Raw genomic sequence first — 17,218 nt, 5'->3', positions numbered from 1 at the left:
AAGGACCGACCATGACCTTTTTCATCTTCCTGCTTGCCTGCGCCGCCGCCGCCAGCACTGGCGTGATCTTCAAACCCGGCGCCTGGTACGAATCCCTGGTCAAGCCCAGCTTCACCCCGCCTAATTGGCTGTTCCCGGTGGCATGGACGATCATCTACCTGCTGCTGGCCTGGGCCGGTTACCGCTTGACCCTGATCCCCGGCAGCGAAATGGTGTTGGCCTTGTGGGCGGCGCAGATTGCGTTGAACACGCTGTGGACGCCGGTGTTCTTTGGTGCCCATCGGTTGTTCGCCGGGATGGTAATTATCGTGCTCTTGTGGCTCACCGTCGCGGCGATGGTGGTGCTGGCCGTGCGCCTGGATTTGATCACCGGCCTGATCCTGTTCCCGTACCTGGCGTGGCTGTGCGTGGCCGCGGCGTTGAACTTCTCGATCCTGCGTAATAATCGCTGATGGCTTACCAGCATTGGCCCGCCAGCGAGCCCGAACTGGCCCAGATGCGCCGCTTCAATCAGAAACTGGCGTGGATGCCGCGCTTTAAAATCCGCAACCGCGTGACGCCGCGCATGATCCAGGCACTGCTACGCGCCAGCCAGACGTTCAAGAAGGCGCCCGTGGTTGAGCTGAAAAGGCTGGGCACAGTCCCCGTGCGCATCTTGCGCCCCAGTGGCAAGCCCAAAGGCGTGGTGCTGGATATCCACGGCGGTGGCTGGGTGATTGGCAATGCGCAAATGGATGACGACCTTAACCTCGGCATGGTCAACGCGTGCGATGTGGCGGTGGTGTCGGTGGATTATCGGCTGGCGGTGGATACGCCGATTGAAGGGCTGCTGGAAGACTGCCTGACGGCTGCGCGCTGGCTTTTGGCGGACTGCCCGGAGTTTGCCGGCCTGCCGGTGTTTTTTGTCGGTGAGTCGGCCGGCGGGCACCTGGCGGCGGCCACTTTGTTGGCGCTCAAGCAATGGCCCGAGTTGCTCCAGCGGGTCAGCGGCGCGGTGTTGTATTACGGCGTCTACGATTTGACCGGCACCCCCAGTGTGCGCACGGCCGGGCCGGACACTTTGTTGCTGGACGGGCCGGGCATGGTTCAGGCGCTGCGCCTGCTGACGCCGGGGATCAGCGACGAGACGCGCCGTCAGCCACCGTTGTCGCCCTTGTATGGGGACTTTGAGGGGCTGCCGCCAGCGTTGATGTTCGTGGGCGAACTGGATCCGCTCAAGGATGACACCCTGCTGATTGCCGAGCGATGGCCAACGGTGGAGGCTCATTTGCTGCCGGAAGCGGCCCATGGGTTTATTCACTTTCCGGTGGCGATGGCCGATCGCGTGTTGGCTTACGCGCGCCAGTGGATAACGAGCCGCATCCTTGGCGATGAGCGTTAGTATCGAGGCGGTGCAGGCCGCTGACATTCCCCAGGTGCTGAGCTTCGCTTTGCAGGCGCGGGATGAACTGTTTCCTACGCTCAGTGCCACCGGTGTCCCGCACGATCTGGAGCAGTTTGAAGCCATCTACCTTGAGGGCGGCGGGCAATTTTTGATTGCTCGTGCTGAAGGCCGGATCGTTGCCTCGGTGGCTTATCGGCCCTACGACGGCCGCTTCCCGCAGTTGAACTACCAAGGGCGCAAGACAGTGGAAGTGGTGCGTCTGTATGTGCTCCCGGCTGTGCGACGCTTGGGCCTGGCGGGCCGGTTATACCGCTCGCTGGAAGCGCTGGCGCGGGCCGATGGCGTAGAGGTGATGTACCTGCACACCCATCCGTTTCTGCCCGGCGCGATTGATTTCTGGCGCAGGCAGGGGTTTGAGGTGGTGGATGTCGAGGCCGACCCGATTTGGCAAACCACCCACATGCATCGGCCTCTGTAGAACCAATGTGGGAGGGGGCTTGCCCCCAGTGGCCGTTACCGCAGGAATGGATATGTACACGGTCCAACTGTGTTGACTGTCAAGCCGTCTTCGCAGGCAAGCCAGCTCCCACATTTGGATCGCGGTGCGTCAGTTAGATCAGCGTCGGCTGCCAGGCCGTCGCGGGAGCAAGCTCCCTCGCCACAGGTTTAGCGTCGTACCGAAGTTGTGTAGATACCTATGCTCATCGGGGCAAGCCCCCTCCCACATTTGGACCACAGTTGGCCGTCAGACCGTCACCAGAGCAAGTTGCCCCAACGTACGGATTCAGTTGGAGCGCAGGCGCAGGATGTGCGCACCGTCGAACGGGTCCGTCAGGTAATGCCCCTGCACTCCGAAGGTCTCTTGCAAACGCTGCGGCGTCAGCACCTCCAGCGGCGCGCCCAGCGCCACCAGTTGCCCGCGATCCAGCACGGCCAGGCGATCACAGGTCAATGCCTGATTCAGATCATGCAGGGCAATCAAGGTGGTCACCGGCAAGCCTTGCACACCTTTGAGGATCGCCAGTTGATGCTGGATATCCAGGTGATTGGTCGGCTCATCCAGCAATAAAATCTGCGGGCGTTGCGCCAGGGCGCGGGCGATGTGTACGCGCTGGCGCTCGCCACCGGAGAGGCTGCGCCAGGCGCGTTGGCTCAGGTGGGTGGCGTCTACGTCATGCAGGGCCTGGTGCACGATGGCGTCGTCTTCACGCGACCACGGGCTCAGCGCCGACAGCCACGGCGTGCGACCCAGGGCCACGGCATCGAACACGCGGATGGCGTCGTCGGTGTCGGCCTGTTGCTCCACAACCGCCAATTGCTGCGCGATGGTGCGGCGCGACAACTCACCCAGCCGCTTGCCACCCAGGCGAACCTCACCGCTGGCCGGCACACGCAAACCAGCCAGCAATTTGAGCAGGGTGGATTTGCCTGAACCATTGGGCCCGACGATGCCGAGGGTTTCACCTGACTGCACGTCCAGATCAATGTCACGCAGCAACTGCGCGTCACGCACTTTGAAGCCCAGGCCGCGGCAACTGAGTACGCTCATCGCGCATTCCTCCGGCCAATCAGGATCAGCGCAAACACCGGCGCGCCCACCAATGCGGTGACCACACCCACCGGAATCACCTGGCCCTTGATCAAGGTGCGCGACAGCACGTCCGCAGCGATCAAAAACAGCGCGCCCCCCAAGGCGCTGGCCGGCAGCAAACGCGAATGCCCGGTGCCAAGCAACAGGCGCACCGCATGGGGAATTACCAAACCGACAAACCCGATGGAGCCGACGATGGACACCATCACCGCCGTCACCAGCGCGGCGCAGGCCACCAGCACAAATTGCACGCGGCGCACCGGGATGCCGAGGGAGGCTGCCGAGTCGCTGCCGAAGGTGAACGCATCCAGTGCACGCCGGTGCCACAGGCACACCGCGAGCCCCACGACCGCCACCGGCACCGCCAACCACACCGACGGCCAGCGCACGCCGCTGAGGTTGCCCAGCAGCCAGAACATAATGCCGCGGGCTTGTTCGGAGCTGGCCGACTTGGTGATCAGGAACGCGGTCAGGGCATTGAACAACTGCGAGCCGGCGATGCCCGCGAGGATGATCTGCCCGGTACCGCTGGACGATCCGCTGGCCCGTGCGAGCAACGTCACCAGCGCAAAGGCCGCCATCGCCCCCACGAACGCGCCCGCCGACAACGACACCAGGCCACCGCCCACGCCGATCAAGGCCACGAGTACCGCGCCGGTCGACGCGCCGGCGCTGATGCCCAGCAGGTACGGGTCGGCCAGCGGGTTACGCAGCAGCGATTGCAGGATCACACCGCACGTCGCCAACCCTGCGCCGCAGGCTGCGGCCACCAATGCACGGGTGAGGCGGTAGTTCCACACCACGCCTTCGTCTATGGGGTCCAGTACGTAGCCGGCGCCCCAGAGTTTATTGGCGAGCACCTGCAGCACCACCTGCGGTTCGATGGCGGTTTCACCGATGGCGACGCCAGCGAGCAGGGCGAGCAACAGCAGCGCCAGGGCAAGGAGGGTGCGCATCATTGGCTCAGGTGGTAGCCGTCAATGGCGGCGGCCAGTTGTTCAAGTCCCTCGAAGGTGCGCAGGCTCGCCTGCAAGGCCAGAGCGTCGAGGATGATGATGCGGTTGTTCTTCACCGCGTCCATGTTGCGGGTCACGGGGTCGCTGCGCAGGAAGGCGAGTTTCTTTTCATGGTCGTCGGCCGGGTAGCGACGGCGATCCATGCGTGCGATCACCAGGAAGGTGGGATTGGCCTTGGCGATGGTTTCCCAGCCGACGGCAGGCCATTCTTCATCGGACTGCACCACGTTACGCAGGCCAAGGGTTTGCAGCATGAATTGCGGCACGCCTTTGTGGCCGGCTACGTAAGGGTCGCTGGCCATTTCGGCGCTGGAGAACCACACCAGTGCGCTGGCTTGCTGCAAGCCCTTGCCCTGGGCCGTGGCGACGGATTTGGCCAGGCGCGCCTTGAGTTCGTCGGTCAGTTGTTGGCCGCGATCCTGCACGTCGAAAATCTGCGCCAGTTGGTGAAGGCTCTGGTAGATCGTCTCGATGCGAAAGGGCTCCAATCGCGTGCCGTCGGCACCCACCAGGTTGTCCTTGCCTTCGCAGTCGGACGGCAACAGGTAGGTGGGGATCTTCAGTTCATGAAACTGCTCACGGGTACCAACCACGCCTTGGGGGCCCACCACCCATTCCAGCTCGGCGGCCACCAGTTGCGGGCGCTTGGCGAGTACGGCTTCGAAGCTGGGCTCGTTGTTGGCCAGGCGCTCGATGCGGTCGTCCTGGGCCTTGTACTGCGCCGCCACGTTGTTGAACCACAGCGAAGTGCCGACCACCTTGTCGCCCACGCCCAGGGCGTAGAGCATCTCGGTGGCGGCCTGGCCGATGGTGACGCTGCGGGCGGGGGCGTGCTGGAAGGTCAGGGTGCTGCCGCAGTTTTGCAGGGTCAGCGGGTACTGAGTGGGCGCGGCTTGCGCCAGGGCACACACACTCAAGCCTGCGATCAGGGCGGTAACGCGTGGCAGCATGAGGCGATCTCCTTGTGAACCGTAGGTGCAGCAGGGGAGGTACGGCTCGGAAATACGCCCATGGAGGCTGCTGAAGCGCAGGGCCAGGATGTCCTTCCCGGACACCCCGCCGGTTAGTGAGTTAGCTGGGCCGGCAGGTCTCCTGACTGATGCGTCGTCGCCATGCCCCGCCTTCCCGGACGTGGTCCAGTGGCATTCAAGGGCAGGCTCGGCATCTACAGTTGCGGGGGCAGTTTCGGTTCACGCCGCGTGCGGCGTTTCGAATTCCCTGTTAGTCCCATACGGGAACCGGCGGCCGTATGGTAAGCGATCACACCCTGTAGGAGCGAGCTTGCTCGCGAAGGTCGTCAACGATAACGCTGGGCGCCTGATGCCCCGCGGTGCTTTCATGTTCTTCGCGAGCAAGCTCGCTCCTACAAAAGAAGCGTCAGAGTCGTATGTCTTGGGGGCCGCGGATCAGCGCTTCGATCCGGGTGCCTGTGGCGCGCTCTTCGTTGCTGAAGCCGTCGTAGTCGGCCAGGTTGGCAAAGCGGATACCGGTCAATTGTTCGATCGCGATCACGCTGCGCTGGTAGGTTCTGAGTTGGCCGAACACCAGGTCCAACTGATCCAGCTCGCGGCGCTGGTCGACCATGTAGGCACTGGCGGACGGTTTGCCGTCGTCGCTGAGGTAGGCCACCACTTTCCAGAATGCCTGGGGGATTTTTACCCCGCGATAAACGCGGTCGTTGTCGCTGAACACCGGGCCGCTGAACACCGTGGCCCGAGCTTTCCAGCGCTGGGTGTTGTCGAGAATGTAGTCTTCCAGTTCCAGCCAGGTCTTCTGGTTGAAGCCGCTCATCTGGGGCGAGCAGTTGGTGAAGTGAAAGGTGTCGAAGTTGGCGGTGGTCGCCTCGTCGCCCCAATTGGGATCCTGGCGCCGTACCAGGTGGCCGCGGTCCAGGCCATTGCCGGCATAAAGGTCTTCACCTACCTGCGCATCCAGGGGCAAGCGACCATCGTAGGCCCAGGTGTCATTGTTGCGGGTGATGTCCACATGCTTGGCGCCGTCGATATTTACCCCCACGTACAGCGCCAGTCGTCGAGCGCGCGACATTGTGATGGAGAAATGCGTGTAGTCCAGGCGCTTGGGTTGCACGTCGCCCGCCAGTGGCTGGTCAACCGTGGGCCATGGCACCACGAAGTCGCTGAGGAAGTCGTCGGCATAGCCCGCGCGGTTTTTGAGGTCCTTGGCGGGGGTGACGCGCGGCGTCGCGGCTCTGGCTTCCAGCAGGGTGGGGCTGGCCGCGACCAATGGGCGCAGGTCGGCAAGCCTTGGGCGATGGGAAAGGTCGATGTTGGTTGTGCGGGCGGGCATGGGCATGTTCCTTATGGGCCTCGGATAAACACCACTGAAACACAAACTCATGACAATTTGGCCCAGGTGGCGAACGCAGGACTATCCTGAAAACCGTTACCCGGACGTTCATCACACGCCAAAAAGGAGCCAGCTCATGTGTGTTCGCCAACCGCGCAACCCGATTTTCTGCCTGATCCCACCGTACATGCTCGACCAGATCGCCCGCCACGGTGACAAAGCCCAACGGGAAGTCGCACTACGCACGCGTGCCAAGGACAGCACGTTTCGCTCGTTGCGCATGGTCGCGGTACCCGCCAAGGGCCCGGCCCGCATGGCACTGGCCGTGGGCGCCGAGAAGCAACGCTCGATCTACAGCGCCGAAAACACCGACAGCCTGCCCGGCAAGTTGATTCGTGGTGAAGGGCAGCCCGCCAGTGGCGATGCCGCGGTGGACGAAGCCTATGACGGCCTGGGCGCGACGTTCGATTTTTTTGAACAGGTATTCGATCGCAACTCCATCGATGATGCAGGTATGGCGCTGGACGCCACGGTGCACTTCGGCCAGGACTACAACAATGCCTTCTGGAATTCGACCCAGATGGTGTTCGGCGATGGCGACCAGCAGTTGTTCAACCGCTTCACCGTGGCACTCGACGTCATTGGCCATGAGTTGGCCCATGGCGTGACCGAGGATGAAGCCAAGCTGATGTACTTCAACCAGTCCGGTGCGCTGAACGAGTCGTTGTCGGATGTGTTTGGCTCGTTGATCAAGCAGTACGCGCTGAAGCAAACGGCCGAGGACGCCGACTGGTTGATCGGCAAGGGGCTGTTTACCAAAAAGATCAAGGGCACGGCGCTGCGCTCGATGAAGGCGCCAGGCACTGCGTTTGATGACAAGCTGCTGGGCAAAGACCCGCAGCCGGGGCACATGGATGATTTTGTGCACACTTACGAGGACAATGGTGGCGTGCATATCAACTCCGGCATTCCCAACCACGCGTTCTATCAGGTGGCTACCCGGATTGGCGGGTTCGCCTGGGAGCGTGCCGGGCGTATCTGGTATGACGCACTGCGCGATTCGCGGCTGCGGCCCAATTCCGGGTTTTTGCGTTTTGCGCGCATTACCCACGATATTGCCGGTCAGCTTTATGGTGCGAACAAAGCTGAGCACAAGGCAGTCAAGGAAGGCTGGAAAGCGGTAGGCATAAACGTTTGACAAAGCCGCCTGAGCGGCGAGGAAAAACCATGCGAATTTCAATCAAGGAAAGCGGCGGACCGGCGTTTTTCCCCGGGTTGGCCAAGGCGCGCACGGTAGAGCTGGACGCGCTGCCCGAGCCTGATCAGCAGGAGTTGCGGCAACTGATTGAAGCGTCGGATTTTTTCCAGTTGCCGCAAAGCACCGATCCCGAGCCTGGCAACCCAGGCCGGGTGCATTACACCCTGACAGTGGCGGAAGGCAAGCGCGAGCACACAGTCTGTGTACTCGCGCCGGTGAATCCCCCGGCACTGGACGGGTTGGTGCAGTGCGTGCGACGGCATATTAATTGTTGAAGCGCCAATGCTGGCAGGCTACTTACGATCCAGCCACACCGTCTGCGCATTGCAGAACTCGCGTACACCGAAGTGCGACAGCTCGCGGCCGAACCCGCTCTTCTTCACGCCGCCAAACGCCACCCGCGGGTCTGAGACGCTGAACGCGTTGACGAATATCCCGCCGGTTTCCAACTGGTCGGCAATCGCCCGCGCCTTTGCGGAATCGGCTGTGAAGATACTCGCGGTCAGGCCAAACTCGCTGTCGTTGGCCAGGGCCACGGCGTGCTCGGCGTCGCGGGCGGTGATGATCGAGGCCACGGGGCCGAACAGTTCCTGTTTGAATGACGTCATTTGGTCGGTAACGTCGGCCAGTACGGTCGGTTCGTAGTAATTGCCCGCGCCCGCGACTTTATGGCCGCCCAGCAGCAGCGTGGCGCCTTCTTCCAGGGTCGCCTGGACCTGGCCGTGCAGTTCGTCACGCAGATCAAAGCGCGCCATGGGGCCGATATAGGTGGTGTCCGAGGTGGGCTCGCCCATCACCAGAGCGCGGCTGGCTTCAAGGAATTTGGCGGTGAAGGCTTCAGCCACGCCTGCTTCGATGATCAAGCGCTTGGCGGCGGCGCAAACTTGGCCGCTGTTCTGGAAGCGGCCGATGACGGCGGCTTGCACGGCGGCGTCGAGGTCGGCGTCGTTGAGCACGATAAACGGGTCGGAGCCACCCAGTTCCAGCACGCATTTTTTCAATGCGGCCCCTGCCTGTGAGCCGATGGCAATACCGGCGCGCACGCTGCCGGTGAGGGTCACGGCGGCGATGCGCGGGTCGGCGATGGCGGTGGACACGCCGTCCTGGGTTACGTTGATCACTTCAAACACGCCTTCAGCAAAACCGGCTTTGCGCAATGCTTGCTGGATGAGGTAGGCGCTGCCCATCACGTTGGGCGCATGTTTGAGCACGTAGGTATTGCCGGCGAGCAGGGTCGGCACGGCGCCGCGCAGCACTTGCCACACCGGGAAGTTCCACGGCATCACCGCGAGAATCGGGCCCAGTGGGCGGTATTCGATCCGGGCGCTGCCGTTGTCCACCAGGGTGGGCTCCGGGGCGAGCATGGCCGGGCCGTGGGCGGCGTACCATTCGCTCAGTTGCGCGCATTTTTCGATTTCGGCGCGGGCCTGGGCGATGGGTTTGCCCATTTCCAGGGTGATCATTTGCGCCATGTCTTCGGCTTGCTCACGCAGGGCGGTGGCCAGGGCCAGCAGGTAGTCGGCGCGCTGGCTCACAGGCGTGCGGCGCCAGGTACGGAAGGCAGTGGTCGCGCGGGTGAGGGCGGCATCCAGTTGTGCCGCGCTTTCATAGGGGTAGCTGCCGACCGTTTCACCGTTGGCCGGGTTGATCGATAACGCGTGGGTCTGGTGGGAAATAGCGTTCATGGCACCGTCCGGATGAATGAGTGGATGACGGTGAGCGTACGGGGCTGTACCTTTTCTGGAAACTGAATAATATTAAGCGATACATTCACGATTGGAGAATGACTTGGATCTGGTGCAGCTGGAAATCTTCAAGGCCGTTGCCGAGCAAGGCAGCATCAGCGCTGCCGCCCAGTTGATTCATCGGGTGCCGTCGAACCTCACCACGCGCATCAAGCAGCTGGAGCAGGATTTGGGCGTGGAGTTGTTTATCCGCGAGAAGAGCCGCTTGCGGTTGTCCCCGGCCGGGTGGAATTTCCTCGGCTATACGCGACGTATTCTCGACCTGGTGCAGGAAGCCCGCGCCACGGTGGCGGGGGAGGAGCCCCAGGGCGCGTTTGCCTTGGGCTCGCTGGAAAGCACGGCGGCGGTGCGCATCCCGGCGTTGCTCGCGGCCTATAACCAGCAGTACACCAAAGTCGAGCTGGACCTGAGTACGGGACCGTCGGGCACCATGATTGAGGGTGTGCTGTCCGGGCGGTTGACGGCGGCTTTTGTCGACGGGCCGGTGCTGCATTCCACGCTGGAGGGTGTGGCGGTGTTCGAGGAAGAGATGGTGGTGATTGCGCCACTGCACCATGCGCCGATCACCCGTGGCCAGGATGTGAATGGCGAGAACATCTATACGTTTCGTTCCAACTGCTCGTACCGGCATCACTTCGAACGCTGGTTTTCAGAGGATGGCGCGGTACCGGGCAGGATCTTCGAGATCGAGTCGTACCACGGCATGTTGGCCTGTGTCAGCGCGGGGGCCGGGCTGGCGCTGATGCCGCGCAGTATGCTGGAGAGTATGCCGGGGTGTGCGGCGGTCAGTGTGTGGCCGCTGCCCGACACGTTCCGTATCTTGAATACCTGGCTGATCTGGCGGCGGGGCACGGTGTCGCAGAGTTTGAACAGCTTTGTAAAACTGCTGGAAGAACGCAATCTGCCAGCATCCTAGATCAAATGTGGGAGCTGGCAAGCCAGCTCCCACAGGTGTCTTACATCAGCCGCCGAACTGGAGGGTGCCCATCGCCAGTTTGGCCATGATCGCCGTGGCGCCCAGTTGTACCAGCCATAACGCCAACCCGCCGAGGAATACTCCCAGCGCTACCTGCAGTACCAAACTCTTCTGGCGCTTGGCTTGCGGTGCGCGTGGGGCGTAGTCGTGCAGTTCGTCGCGGTCGGCGCGCAGGTCCAGGTCATCGTTTCTCATTAGGGTTCTCGCAGCAAGGAGGCAGTCGGCGTTCAGTCTAGTGTGTTCGCCAATAAAAAGGGGGAAGCCAATGGCTTCCCCCTTCGTCTTACGTTTGCCGGCTTGCTTACAGCACCTCGACAATCGCCTTGGTCACGGCACCAATGTTCGATTGGTTCAGCGCCGCTACGCAGATACGGCCGGTATCCAGTGCGTAGATACCAAACTCGCTGCGCAGGCGGGTGACTTGCTCAACGGTCAGGCCGGAGTAGGAGAACATCCCGCGCTGGCGGCCAACGAAGCTGAAGTCGTGACCTGGCGCGGCCTTGGCCAGCTCGGCGACCATCTGCTCGCGCATACCGCGGATACGCAGGCGCATCTCGGCCAGTTCGGCTTCCCACTGGGCGCGCAGTTCCGGGTTGTTGAGTACCGCGGCAACGATGGCTGCGCCGTGGGTCGGCGGGTTGGAGTAGTTGGTGCGGATCACACGCTTGACCTGGGACAGGATGCGCGCGCTTTCTTCCTTGGACTCGCTGACGATCGACAGCGCGCCTACGCGTTCGCCATACAAGGAGAACGACTTGGAGAACGAGCTGGACACAAAGAAGGTCAGGCCCGACTCAGCGAACAGGCGCACCGCAGCGGCGTCTTCGTCGATGCCGTCGCCAAAACCCTGGTAGGCCATGTCGAGGAACGGTACCAGGTTTTTCGCCTTGACCACGTTCAGCACGTCTTGCCAGTCGGCCGGGCTCAGGTCGACGCCGGTCGGGTTGTGGCAGCAGGCGTGCAGTACCACGATGGACTGTGGCGGCAGGGCGTTGAGGTCTTCGAGCAGGCCGGCACGGTTCACGTCATGGGTGGCGGCGTCGTAGTAGCGGTAGGTCTGCACCGGGAAACCGGCTTTTTCGAACAGCGCCTGGTGGTTTTCCCAGCTCGGGTCGCTGATGGCGACAACGGCGTTAGGCAGCAGTTGCTTGAGGAAGTCGGCGCCGATTTTCAGTGCGCCAGTGCCGCCGACGGCCTGGGCGGTAATCACACGGCCCGCGCTCAACAGCGGCGACTCCGCGCCAAACAGCAGCTTCTGCACGGCCTGGTCGTAGGCCACGATGCCGTCGATTGGCAAGTAGCCACGGGCGGCGTGTTGCGCCACGCGAATGGCTTCCGCTTCGGCAACGGCACGCAAGAGTGGAATTTTCCCCTCCTCGTTGCAGTAAACGCCCACGCCAAGGTTCACCTTGGTGGTTCGTGTATCGGCGTTGAATGCTTCGTTGAGGCCCAGGATTGGATCGCGTGGTGCCATTTCGACAGCGGAGAACAGGCTCATTTTTGCGGCAGCTCTATGGGGGAAGGGAGGGACGTGTCGCGCTCCAGCCGAATGCACTAGAGCGGTGCACAAACGGGGAGCTAGTATAGAGGCCATCACGGCTGAGAGCGACAACGGAAACGGCTTTTCGGCCAAGTTTTTCGGTTTATTTGCTGACCGTTAGTCTTATTGCAACATTGACGAGAAAGGTCGTGTAGGAAGACGGCCTTGAAACCCGTCACATTCGACACCACTTCTACAGCTATCATGGTTTTTTCCTGCAACCTGCGATGATTATTCGCGGGTTGCTGAGCTATTTCGTCCCTGGCGGTGTCGAGTCTGGGGTGACTTCACGAGGTACGTTATGTCGGATTTCCAGCTCGTTACCCGTTTTGAACCCGCCGGCGATCAACCGGAAGCCATTCGTCAGATGGTCGAAGGCATCGAGGCCGGCCTGGCGCACCAGACGCTGCTTGGGGTGACCGGTTCCGGCAAGACCTTCAGCATCGCCAACGTGATCGCCCAGACCAACCGCCCGACCCTGGTGCTGGCGCCGAACAAAACCCTGGCCGCGCAGCTCTACGGTGAGTTCAAGGCGTTCTTCCCCAATAACGCGGTGGAGTACTTCGTTTCCTACTACGACTACTACCAGCCCGAAGCCTATGTGCCGTCGTCCGATACCTTTATCGAGAAGGATGCGTCGATCAACGACCACATCGAGCAGATGCGCCTGTCGGCGACCAAGGCGTTGCTGGAGCGCAAGGACGCGATCATTGTCACCACGGTGTCGTGCATCTATGGTCTGGGTAGCCCGGAAACCTATTTGAAGATGGTGTTGCACGTTGATCGCGGCGATAAACTCGACCAGCGCGAACTGCTGCGCCGTCTGGCGAGCCTGCAGTACACCCGTAATGACATGGACTTTGCCCGCGCCACCTTCCGGGTGCGCGGCGATGTGATCGACATCTACCCGGCCGAATCCGACCTGGAAGCGATCCGCATCGAGCTGTTCGATGATGAAGTTGAAAGCCTGTCGGCCTTCGACCCGTTAACCGGTGAAGTGATCCGCAAGCTGCCGCGCTTTACCTTCTACCCGAAAAGCCACTACGTGACCCCGCGTGAAACCCTGATGGGCGCCATCGAGGGCATCAAGGTCGAGTTGGCCGAACGCCTGGAATACCTGCGTTCCAACAATAAGCTGGTGGAAGCCCAGCGCCTGGAGCAGCGCACCCGTTTTGACCTGGAGATGATCCTGGAACTGGGCTACTGCAACGGCATCGAAAACTACTCGCGCTACCTGTCGGGCCGCGAATCCGGGGCGCCACCGCCGACGCTTTATGATTACCTGCCGCCGGACGCGTTGTTGGTCATTGACGAATCCCACGTCAGCGTGCCGCAGGTAGGGGCCATGTATAAGGGCGACCGCTCGCGCAAGGAAACCCTGGTGGAGTACGGCTTCCGCCTGCCGTCGGCGCTGGACAACCGACCAATGCGCTTTGACGAGTGGGAAGCCATCAGCCCGCAGACCATCTTCGTGTCGGCGACGCCCGGCAACTATGAAGCCGAACATGCCGGTCGCGTGATCGAGCAGCTGGTGCGACCGACTGGTTTGGTGGACCCGGAAATCGAAATCCGCCCCGCGCTGACCCAGGTCGACGATCTGCTGTCGGAGATCAACAAGCGTGTGGCCCTGGAAGAGCGGGTGCTGGTCACCACGCTCACCAAGCGCATGTCCGAAGACTTGACCGACTACCTCGCCGACCACGGCGTGCGCGTGCGCTACCTGCACTCGGACATCGACACCGTGGAGCGTGTGGAAATCATCCGCGACCTGCGCCTGGGCACCTTTGATGTGTTGGTGGGGATCAACCTGCTGCGCGAAGGCCTGGACATGCCGGAAGTGTCGCTGGTTGCGATTCTGGATGCGGACAAGGAGGGCTTCCTGCGTTCCGAACGCTCGCTGATCCAGACCATCGGCCGAGCGGCGCGTAACCTCAATGGGCGGGCGATCCTGTATGCGGACCGCATCACCGGTTCCATGGAGCGTGCGATTGGCGAGACCCAGCGTCGCCGCGACAAGCAGATCGCGTTCAACCTGGAACACGGCATTACCCCCAAAGGTGTGTTCAAGGACGTTGCCGACATCATGGAAGGCGCCACCGTGCCCGGCTCGCGCAGCAAGAAGCGCAAGGGCATGGCCAAGGCTGCCGAGGAAAGTGCCAAGTACGAGAACGAACTGCGCTCGCCGAGTGAGATCACCAAGCGGATTCGGCAGTTGGAAGAGAAGATGTACCAGTTGGCACGGGATCTGGAGTTTGAAGCGGCGGCGCAGACGCGTGATGAGATTGGCAAGTTGCGTGAGCGCCTGTTGGCTGTTTGATTTGCGTTGATTGGGCTGGCCCCATCGCGGGCAAGCCCGGCTCCCACATTGATCTGTGAACGCGGTCAAAATGTGGGAGCTGGCTTGCCTGCGATGGCCGCGCCTCGGTTTTCCAGAAATCCCCCAGGCTGTTACCATTCGCCCCTTGTTTCAATTTTCAGTTTTATCGCCCATTCGAGACCTGCCATGACCACCGTCCGCACGCGCATTGCGCCATCGCCTACTGGGGATCCCCACGTCGGTACTGCTTACATCGCCTTGTTCAACTACTGCTTTGCCAAGCAGCATGGTGGTGAATTCATCCTGCGGATCGAAGATACCGATCAACTGCGTTCCACCCGTGAGTCCGAACAGCAGATTTTCGATGCCTTGCGCTGGTTGGGCATTACCTGGGCTGAAGGCCCGGACGTTGGCGGCCCGCATGGCCCGTATCGCCAGAGCGAGCGCAGCGACATCTACAAGCAGTACACCCAGCAACTGGTCGATATGGGCCATGCCTTCCCGTGCTTCTGCACCGCCGAAGAACTGGATCAGATGCGCGCCGAGCAACAGGCCCGTGGCGAAACCCCGCGCTACGATGGCCGTGCGCTGCTGTTGTCCAAGGAAGAAGTGGCTGCGCGCCTGGCCGCCGGTGAGCCTCACGTTATCCGTATGAAGGTGCCAAGCGAAGGCGTGTGCGTGGTGCCGGACATGCTGCGCGGTGACGTCGAAATCCCGTGGGACCGTATGGACATGCAAGTGCTGATGAAGACCGACGGCTTGCCGACGTACTTCCTGGCCAACGTGGTCGACGACCATCTGATGGGCATCACCCATGTGCTGCGCGGTGAAGAGTGGCTGCCATCGGCGCCGAAACTGATCCTGCTGTACGAATACTTCGGCTGGGAGCAACCGCAGCTGTGCTACATGCCGTTGCTGCGTAACCCGGACAAGAGCAAGCTGTCCAAGCGCAAGAACCCCACGTCGGTGACCTTCTACGAGCGCATGGGCTTCATGCCTGAGGCAATGCTCAACTACCTGGGCCGTATGGGCTGGTCGATGCCGGACGAGCGCGAGAAGTTCTCGCTGCAGGAAATGGTCGACAACTTCGACCTGTCCCGCGTCTCCCTTGGCGGCCCGATCTTCGATATCGAGAAGTTGTCGTGGCTCAATGGCCAGTGGCTGCGTGACCTGCCGGTTCAAGAGTTCGCCAGCCGTGTGCAGCAGTGGGCGTTGAACCCCGAGTACATGATGAAGATAGCGCCGCTGGTGCAGGGCAGGGTAGAGACGTTCAGTCAGGTCGCACCCTTGGCCAGTTTCTTCTTTGCCGGCGGGGTGAATCCCGATCCCAAGCTGTTCGAGTCCAAGAAGCTCTCCGGTGACCAGGTTCGCCAACTGATGCAGTTGATCCTGTGGAAGCTTGAAAGCCTGCGTCAGTGGGAGAAGGATGCGATTACCGCGACCATCCAGGCGGTGGTGGAATCCCTTGAGCTGAAACTGCGCGATGCCATGCCGCTGATGTTTGCCGCGATCACCGGGCAGGCCAGTTCGGTGTCGGTGCTCGATGCGATGGAAATTCTCGGCCCGGACCTGACCCGTTTCCGTCTGCGCCAAGCCCTTGATTTGCTTGGTGGTGTGTCGAAGAAAGAAAACAAGGAATGGGAAAAGCTGCTGGGCGCTATCGCTTAAGCAGGCCGTTGCAGCGACGAAACCCCGGTTTTCCGGGGTTTCGTCGGTAAGTGATTGTTATCCCGGCAAAAAATTTTGGAAATTGTTGAAAATAAATTTGACACGTTTCCAAACCACCATTAAGATTCGCCCCGTCCTCACCGATGAGGGGCTATAGCTCAGCTGGGAGAGCGCTTGCATGGCATGCAAGAGGTCAACGGTTCGATCCCGTTTAGCTCCACCAATTTACAGGTTCAAGGTCTGGCCACACCGTCCTTGAATTGATCAGGTCTCAGCTCTGATCAGATGTACAGAAGGTTTTGTCCCCTTCGTCTAGTGGCCTAGGACACCGCCCTTTCACGGCGGTAACAGGGGTTCGAGTCCCCTAGGGGACGCCAGTTTCAACAAGCAGCTCGAAAGGTCTGCTGCGTCGCGAGACGAAAAATCCGGGGCTATAGCTCAGCTGGGAGAGCGCTTGCATGGCATGCAAGAGGTCAACGGTTCGATCCCGTTTAGCTCCACCAATTTTACAGGTTCAAGGTTCCGGCCACACCGTCCTTGAATCGATCAGTTCTCAGCGCTGATCAGTTGTATAGAAGGTTTGTGTCCCCTTCGTCTAGTGGCCTAGGACACCGCCCTTTCACGGCGGTAACAGGGGTTCGAGTCCCCTAGGGGACGCCACGATTACCCGCTCTGCGGGATTTTTAAGGGTCATTCAATTATTGAATGGCCCTTTTGTTTGTCTGGCGTTTGGCCATTTCCCTGATTGATTCCATTTTTTTGTTCTGACCGGCGGTCGTGCCTTTCGCTTGCGCAATATTATTGTGGTAATAATATCCAACCCATGAAAGTCGGAGGCCTCGATGAGCGATAAAAAAGCGCAAACCCGCGAACGAATTTTGCAGGCTGCCAGCGCTGCATTGATCCAGCGCGGCCCCGCCGAGCCGAGTGTGGGCGAGGTCATGGCGGCCGCAGGGCTGACCGTCGGTGGTTTCTACGCGCACTTTGAAAGCAAGGACGCGTTGATGCTGGAGGCGTTCAGCCAGTTGCTGGCGCAGCGTCGCGCCTCTATCGACGATCTGGACACCCAGCTCACCGGCGAAGAACGTCGGGCGTTGGTGGCGGCTTTCTATCTGTCGCGCAAACATCGAGATTCCACCTCCCAGGCCTGCCCCTTGCCAGCCACGGTTGGCGAGATGGGCCGCTTGCCCGACGCCTTTCGCGAGGTCTTGGGCGAGCATGTGGAGCTGATGATTGCGCAATTGGCCGACAGCCCGGAAGACATCGACAAAGCGCTGGCGGACCTGGCCTTGATGGTGGGGGGGCTGACACTGGCCCGTGCACTTGGGTCGGGCGAGTTGTCGGATCGCGTGATACGTGCGGCCAAATCGGCGGTACGCTGAAGACGGGTCTTATCTTGCTGATACACTGCCCCGC

16 protein-coding genes, 4 tRNA genes and 1 riboswitch are annotated in these 17,218 nt (G+C 61.4%); of the genes, 13 read left to right on the top strand and 7 right to left on the bottom strand.

Going from position 1 to position 17,218, the window contains the following annotated elements; translation table 11 throughout:
• The first annotated feature begins 11 nt into the window (after positions 1-11).
• Genes tspO through TX23_RS01815 form a run of 3 tightly spaced genes read left to right on the top strand, consistent with a single transcriptional unit; the run spans position 12 to position 1,862 of the window.
• Positions 12-452, top strand: a complete 441-nt coding sequence (gene tspO, locus TX23_RS01825) for a tryptophan-rich sensory protein TspO (RefSeq protein ID WP_003192600.1) — start codon at positions 12-14, stop codon at positions 450-452.
• A complete protein-coding gene (locus TX23_RS01820) occupies positions 452-1,381 on the top strand; it encodes an alpha/beta hydrolase (protein WP_057700764.1) in 930 nt (309 codons plus the stop codon). The genes tspO and TX23_RS01820 overlap by 1 nt, the downstream gene beginning before the upstream one ends.
• Positions 1,371-1,862, top strand: a complete 492-nt coding sequence (locus tag TX23_RS01815; RefSeq protein WP_057700763.1) for a GNAT family N-acetyltransferase — start codon at positions 1,371-1,373, stop codon at positions 1,860-1,862. The genes TX23_RS01820 and TX23_RS01815 overlap by 11 nt, the downstream gene beginning before the upstream one ends.
• A 306-nt stretch (positions 1,863-2,168) precedes the next feature.
• On the opposite strand, the gene TX23_RS01810 is transcribed toward TX23_RS01815, so the two are convergent.
• From TX23_RS01810 to TX23_RS01795, 4 genes are all read right to left on the bottom strand, one after another.
• Positions 2,169-2,933 (bottom strand): ABC transporter ATP-binding protein, encoded by a 765-nt coding sequence (locus tag TX23_RS01810; RefSeq protein WP_057700762.1) that lies wholly within the window; start codon positions 2,931-2,933, stop codon positions 2,169-2,171.
• Positions 2,930-3,934 carry a FecCD family ABC transporter permease gene (locus TX23_RS01805; protein ID WP_014719175.1) on the bottom strand — a complete coding sequence of 335 codons (1,005 nt, stop codon included), beginning with the start codon at positions 3,932-3,934 and terminating at the stop codon, positions 2,930-2,932. Before TX23_RS01805 ends, TX23_RS01810 begins: the two co-directional genes overlap by 4 nt.
• Positions 3,931-4,941, bottom strand: a complete 1,011-nt coding sequence (locus tag TX23_RS01800; RefSeq protein ID WP_057700761.1) for an ABC transporter substrate-binding protein — start codon at positions 4,939-4,941, stop codon at positions 3,931-3,933. The genes TX23_RS01805 and TX23_RS01800 overlap by 4 nt, the downstream gene beginning before the upstream one ends.
• Before the next feature lie 115 nt (positions 4,942-5,056).
• Positions 5,057-5,249: riboswitch (cobalamin riboswitch) on the bottom strand.
• Between the two features lie 119 nt (positions 5,250-5,368).
• The gene (locus TX23_RS01795; protein WP_057700760.1) at positions 5,369-6,298 is read right to left on the bottom strand and encodes a DNA/RNA non-specific endonuclease; all 930 of its coding nucleotides are present in this window, start codon (positions 6,296-6,298) and stop codon (positions 5,369-5,371) included.
• 136 nt (positions 6,299-6,434) lie between these two features.
• Here TX23_RS01795 and TX23_RS01790 point away from each other — a divergent pair, with 136 nt between their 5' ends.
• Together TX23_RS01790 and TX23_RS01785 are read left to right on the top strand one after the other, a co-directional pair.
• Positions 6,435-7,496 carry a M4 family metallopeptidase gene (locus TX23_RS01790; RefSeq protein ID WP_057700759.1) on the top strand — a complete coding sequence of 354 codons (1,062 nt, stop codon included), beginning with the start codon at positions 6,435-6,437 and terminating at the stop codon, positions 7,494-7,496.
• A gap of 29 nt (positions 7,497-7,525) precedes the next feature.
• Positions 7,526-7,831, top strand: a complete 306-nt coding sequence (locus TX23_RS01785) for a protealysin inhibitor emfourin (protein WP_057700758.1) — start codon at positions 7,526-7,528, stop codon at positions 7,829-7,831.
• Between the two features lie 18 nt (positions 7,832-7,849).
• On the opposite strand, the gene TX23_RS01780 is transcribed toward TX23_RS01785, so the two are convergent.
• Positions 7,850-9,241 (bottom strand): aldehyde dehydrogenase family protein, encoded by a 1,392-nt coding sequence (locus TX23_RS01780; RefSeq protein WP_057700757.1) that lies wholly within the window; start codon positions 9,239-9,241, stop codon positions 7,850-7,852.
• A gap of 103 nt (positions 9,242-9,344) precedes the next feature.
• Between TX23_RS01780 and ptrR the strand changes: the two genes are divergently transcribed.
• Positions 9,345-10,217 (top strand): putrescine utilization regulator PtrR, encoded by an 873-nt coding sequence (ptrR, locus tag TX23_RS01775; RefSeq protein ID WP_057700756.1) that lies wholly within the window; start codon positions 9,345-9,347, stop codon positions 10,215-10,217.
• Between the two features lie 45 nt (positions 10,218-10,262).
• Here the strand turns inward: ptrR and TX23_RS01770 are convergent, their stop codons facing one another.
• Entirely contained in the window at positions 10,263-10,472 is a 210-nt protein-coding gene (locus tag TX23_RS01770) for a hypothetical protein (protein ID WP_005789784.1), read from the bottom strand.
• 106 nt (positions 10,473-10,578) lie between these two features.
• Positions 10,579-11,775 carry an amino acid aminotransferase gene (locus TX23_RS01765; RefSeq protein WP_057700755.1) on the bottom strand — a complete coding sequence of 399 codons (1,197 nt, stop codon included), beginning with the start codon at positions 11,773-11,775 and terminating at the stop codon, positions 10,579-10,581.
• 343 nt (positions 11,776-12,118) lie between these two features.
• On the opposite strand from TX23_RS01765, the gene uvrB reads away from it, so the two are divergent.
• From uvrB to TX23_RS01730, 7 genes are all read left to right on the top strand, one after another.
• The gene (gene uvrB, locus TX23_RS01760; RefSeq protein ID WP_005789781.1) at positions 12,119-14,134 is read left to right on the top strand and encodes an excinuclease ABC subunit UvrB; all 2,016 of its coding nucleotides are present in this window, start codon (positions 12,119-12,121) and stop codon (positions 14,132-14,134) included.
• Between the two features lie 186 nt (positions 14,135-14,320).
• A complete protein-coding gene (gene gltX / locus TX23_RS01755) occupies positions 14,321-15,802 on the top strand; it encodes a glutamate--tRNA ligase (RefSeq protein WP_032896132.1) in 1,482 nt (493 codons plus the stop codon).
• Positions 15,803-15,949: 147 nt separating this feature from the next.
• Positions 15,950-16,025: transfer RNA gene (locus TX23_RS01750), tRNA-Ala, on the top strand.
• A gap of 78 nt (positions 16,026-16,103) precedes the next feature.
• A tRNA-Glu gene (locus TX23_RS01745) sits at positions 16,104-16,179 on the top strand.
• A 50-nt stretch (positions 16,180-16,229) separates the two neighbouring features.
• Positions 16,230-16,305 (top strand) — tRNA-Ala (locus TX23_RS01740).
• Between the two features lie 81 nt (positions 16,306-16,386).
• Positions 16,387-16,462 (top strand) — tRNA-Glu (locus TX23_RS01735).
• 182 nt (positions 16,463-16,644) lie between these two features.
• Complete coding sequence (locus TX23_RS01730) at positions 16,645-17,184, top strand: TetR/AcrR family transcriptional regulator (protein WP_057700754.1); 540 nt, start codon at positions 16,645-16,647, stop codon at positions 17,182-17,184.
• Positions 17,185-17,218 lie beyond the last annotated feature (34 nt).

This window comes from Pseudomonas paralactis (assembly GCF_001439735.1).
Lineage (GTDB): Bacteria > Pseudomonadota > Gammaproteobacteria > Pseudomonadales > Pseudomonadaceae > Aquipseudomonas > Aquipseudomonas paralactis.
This window is presented reverse-complemented; position numbering and strand designations above follow the sequence as displayed.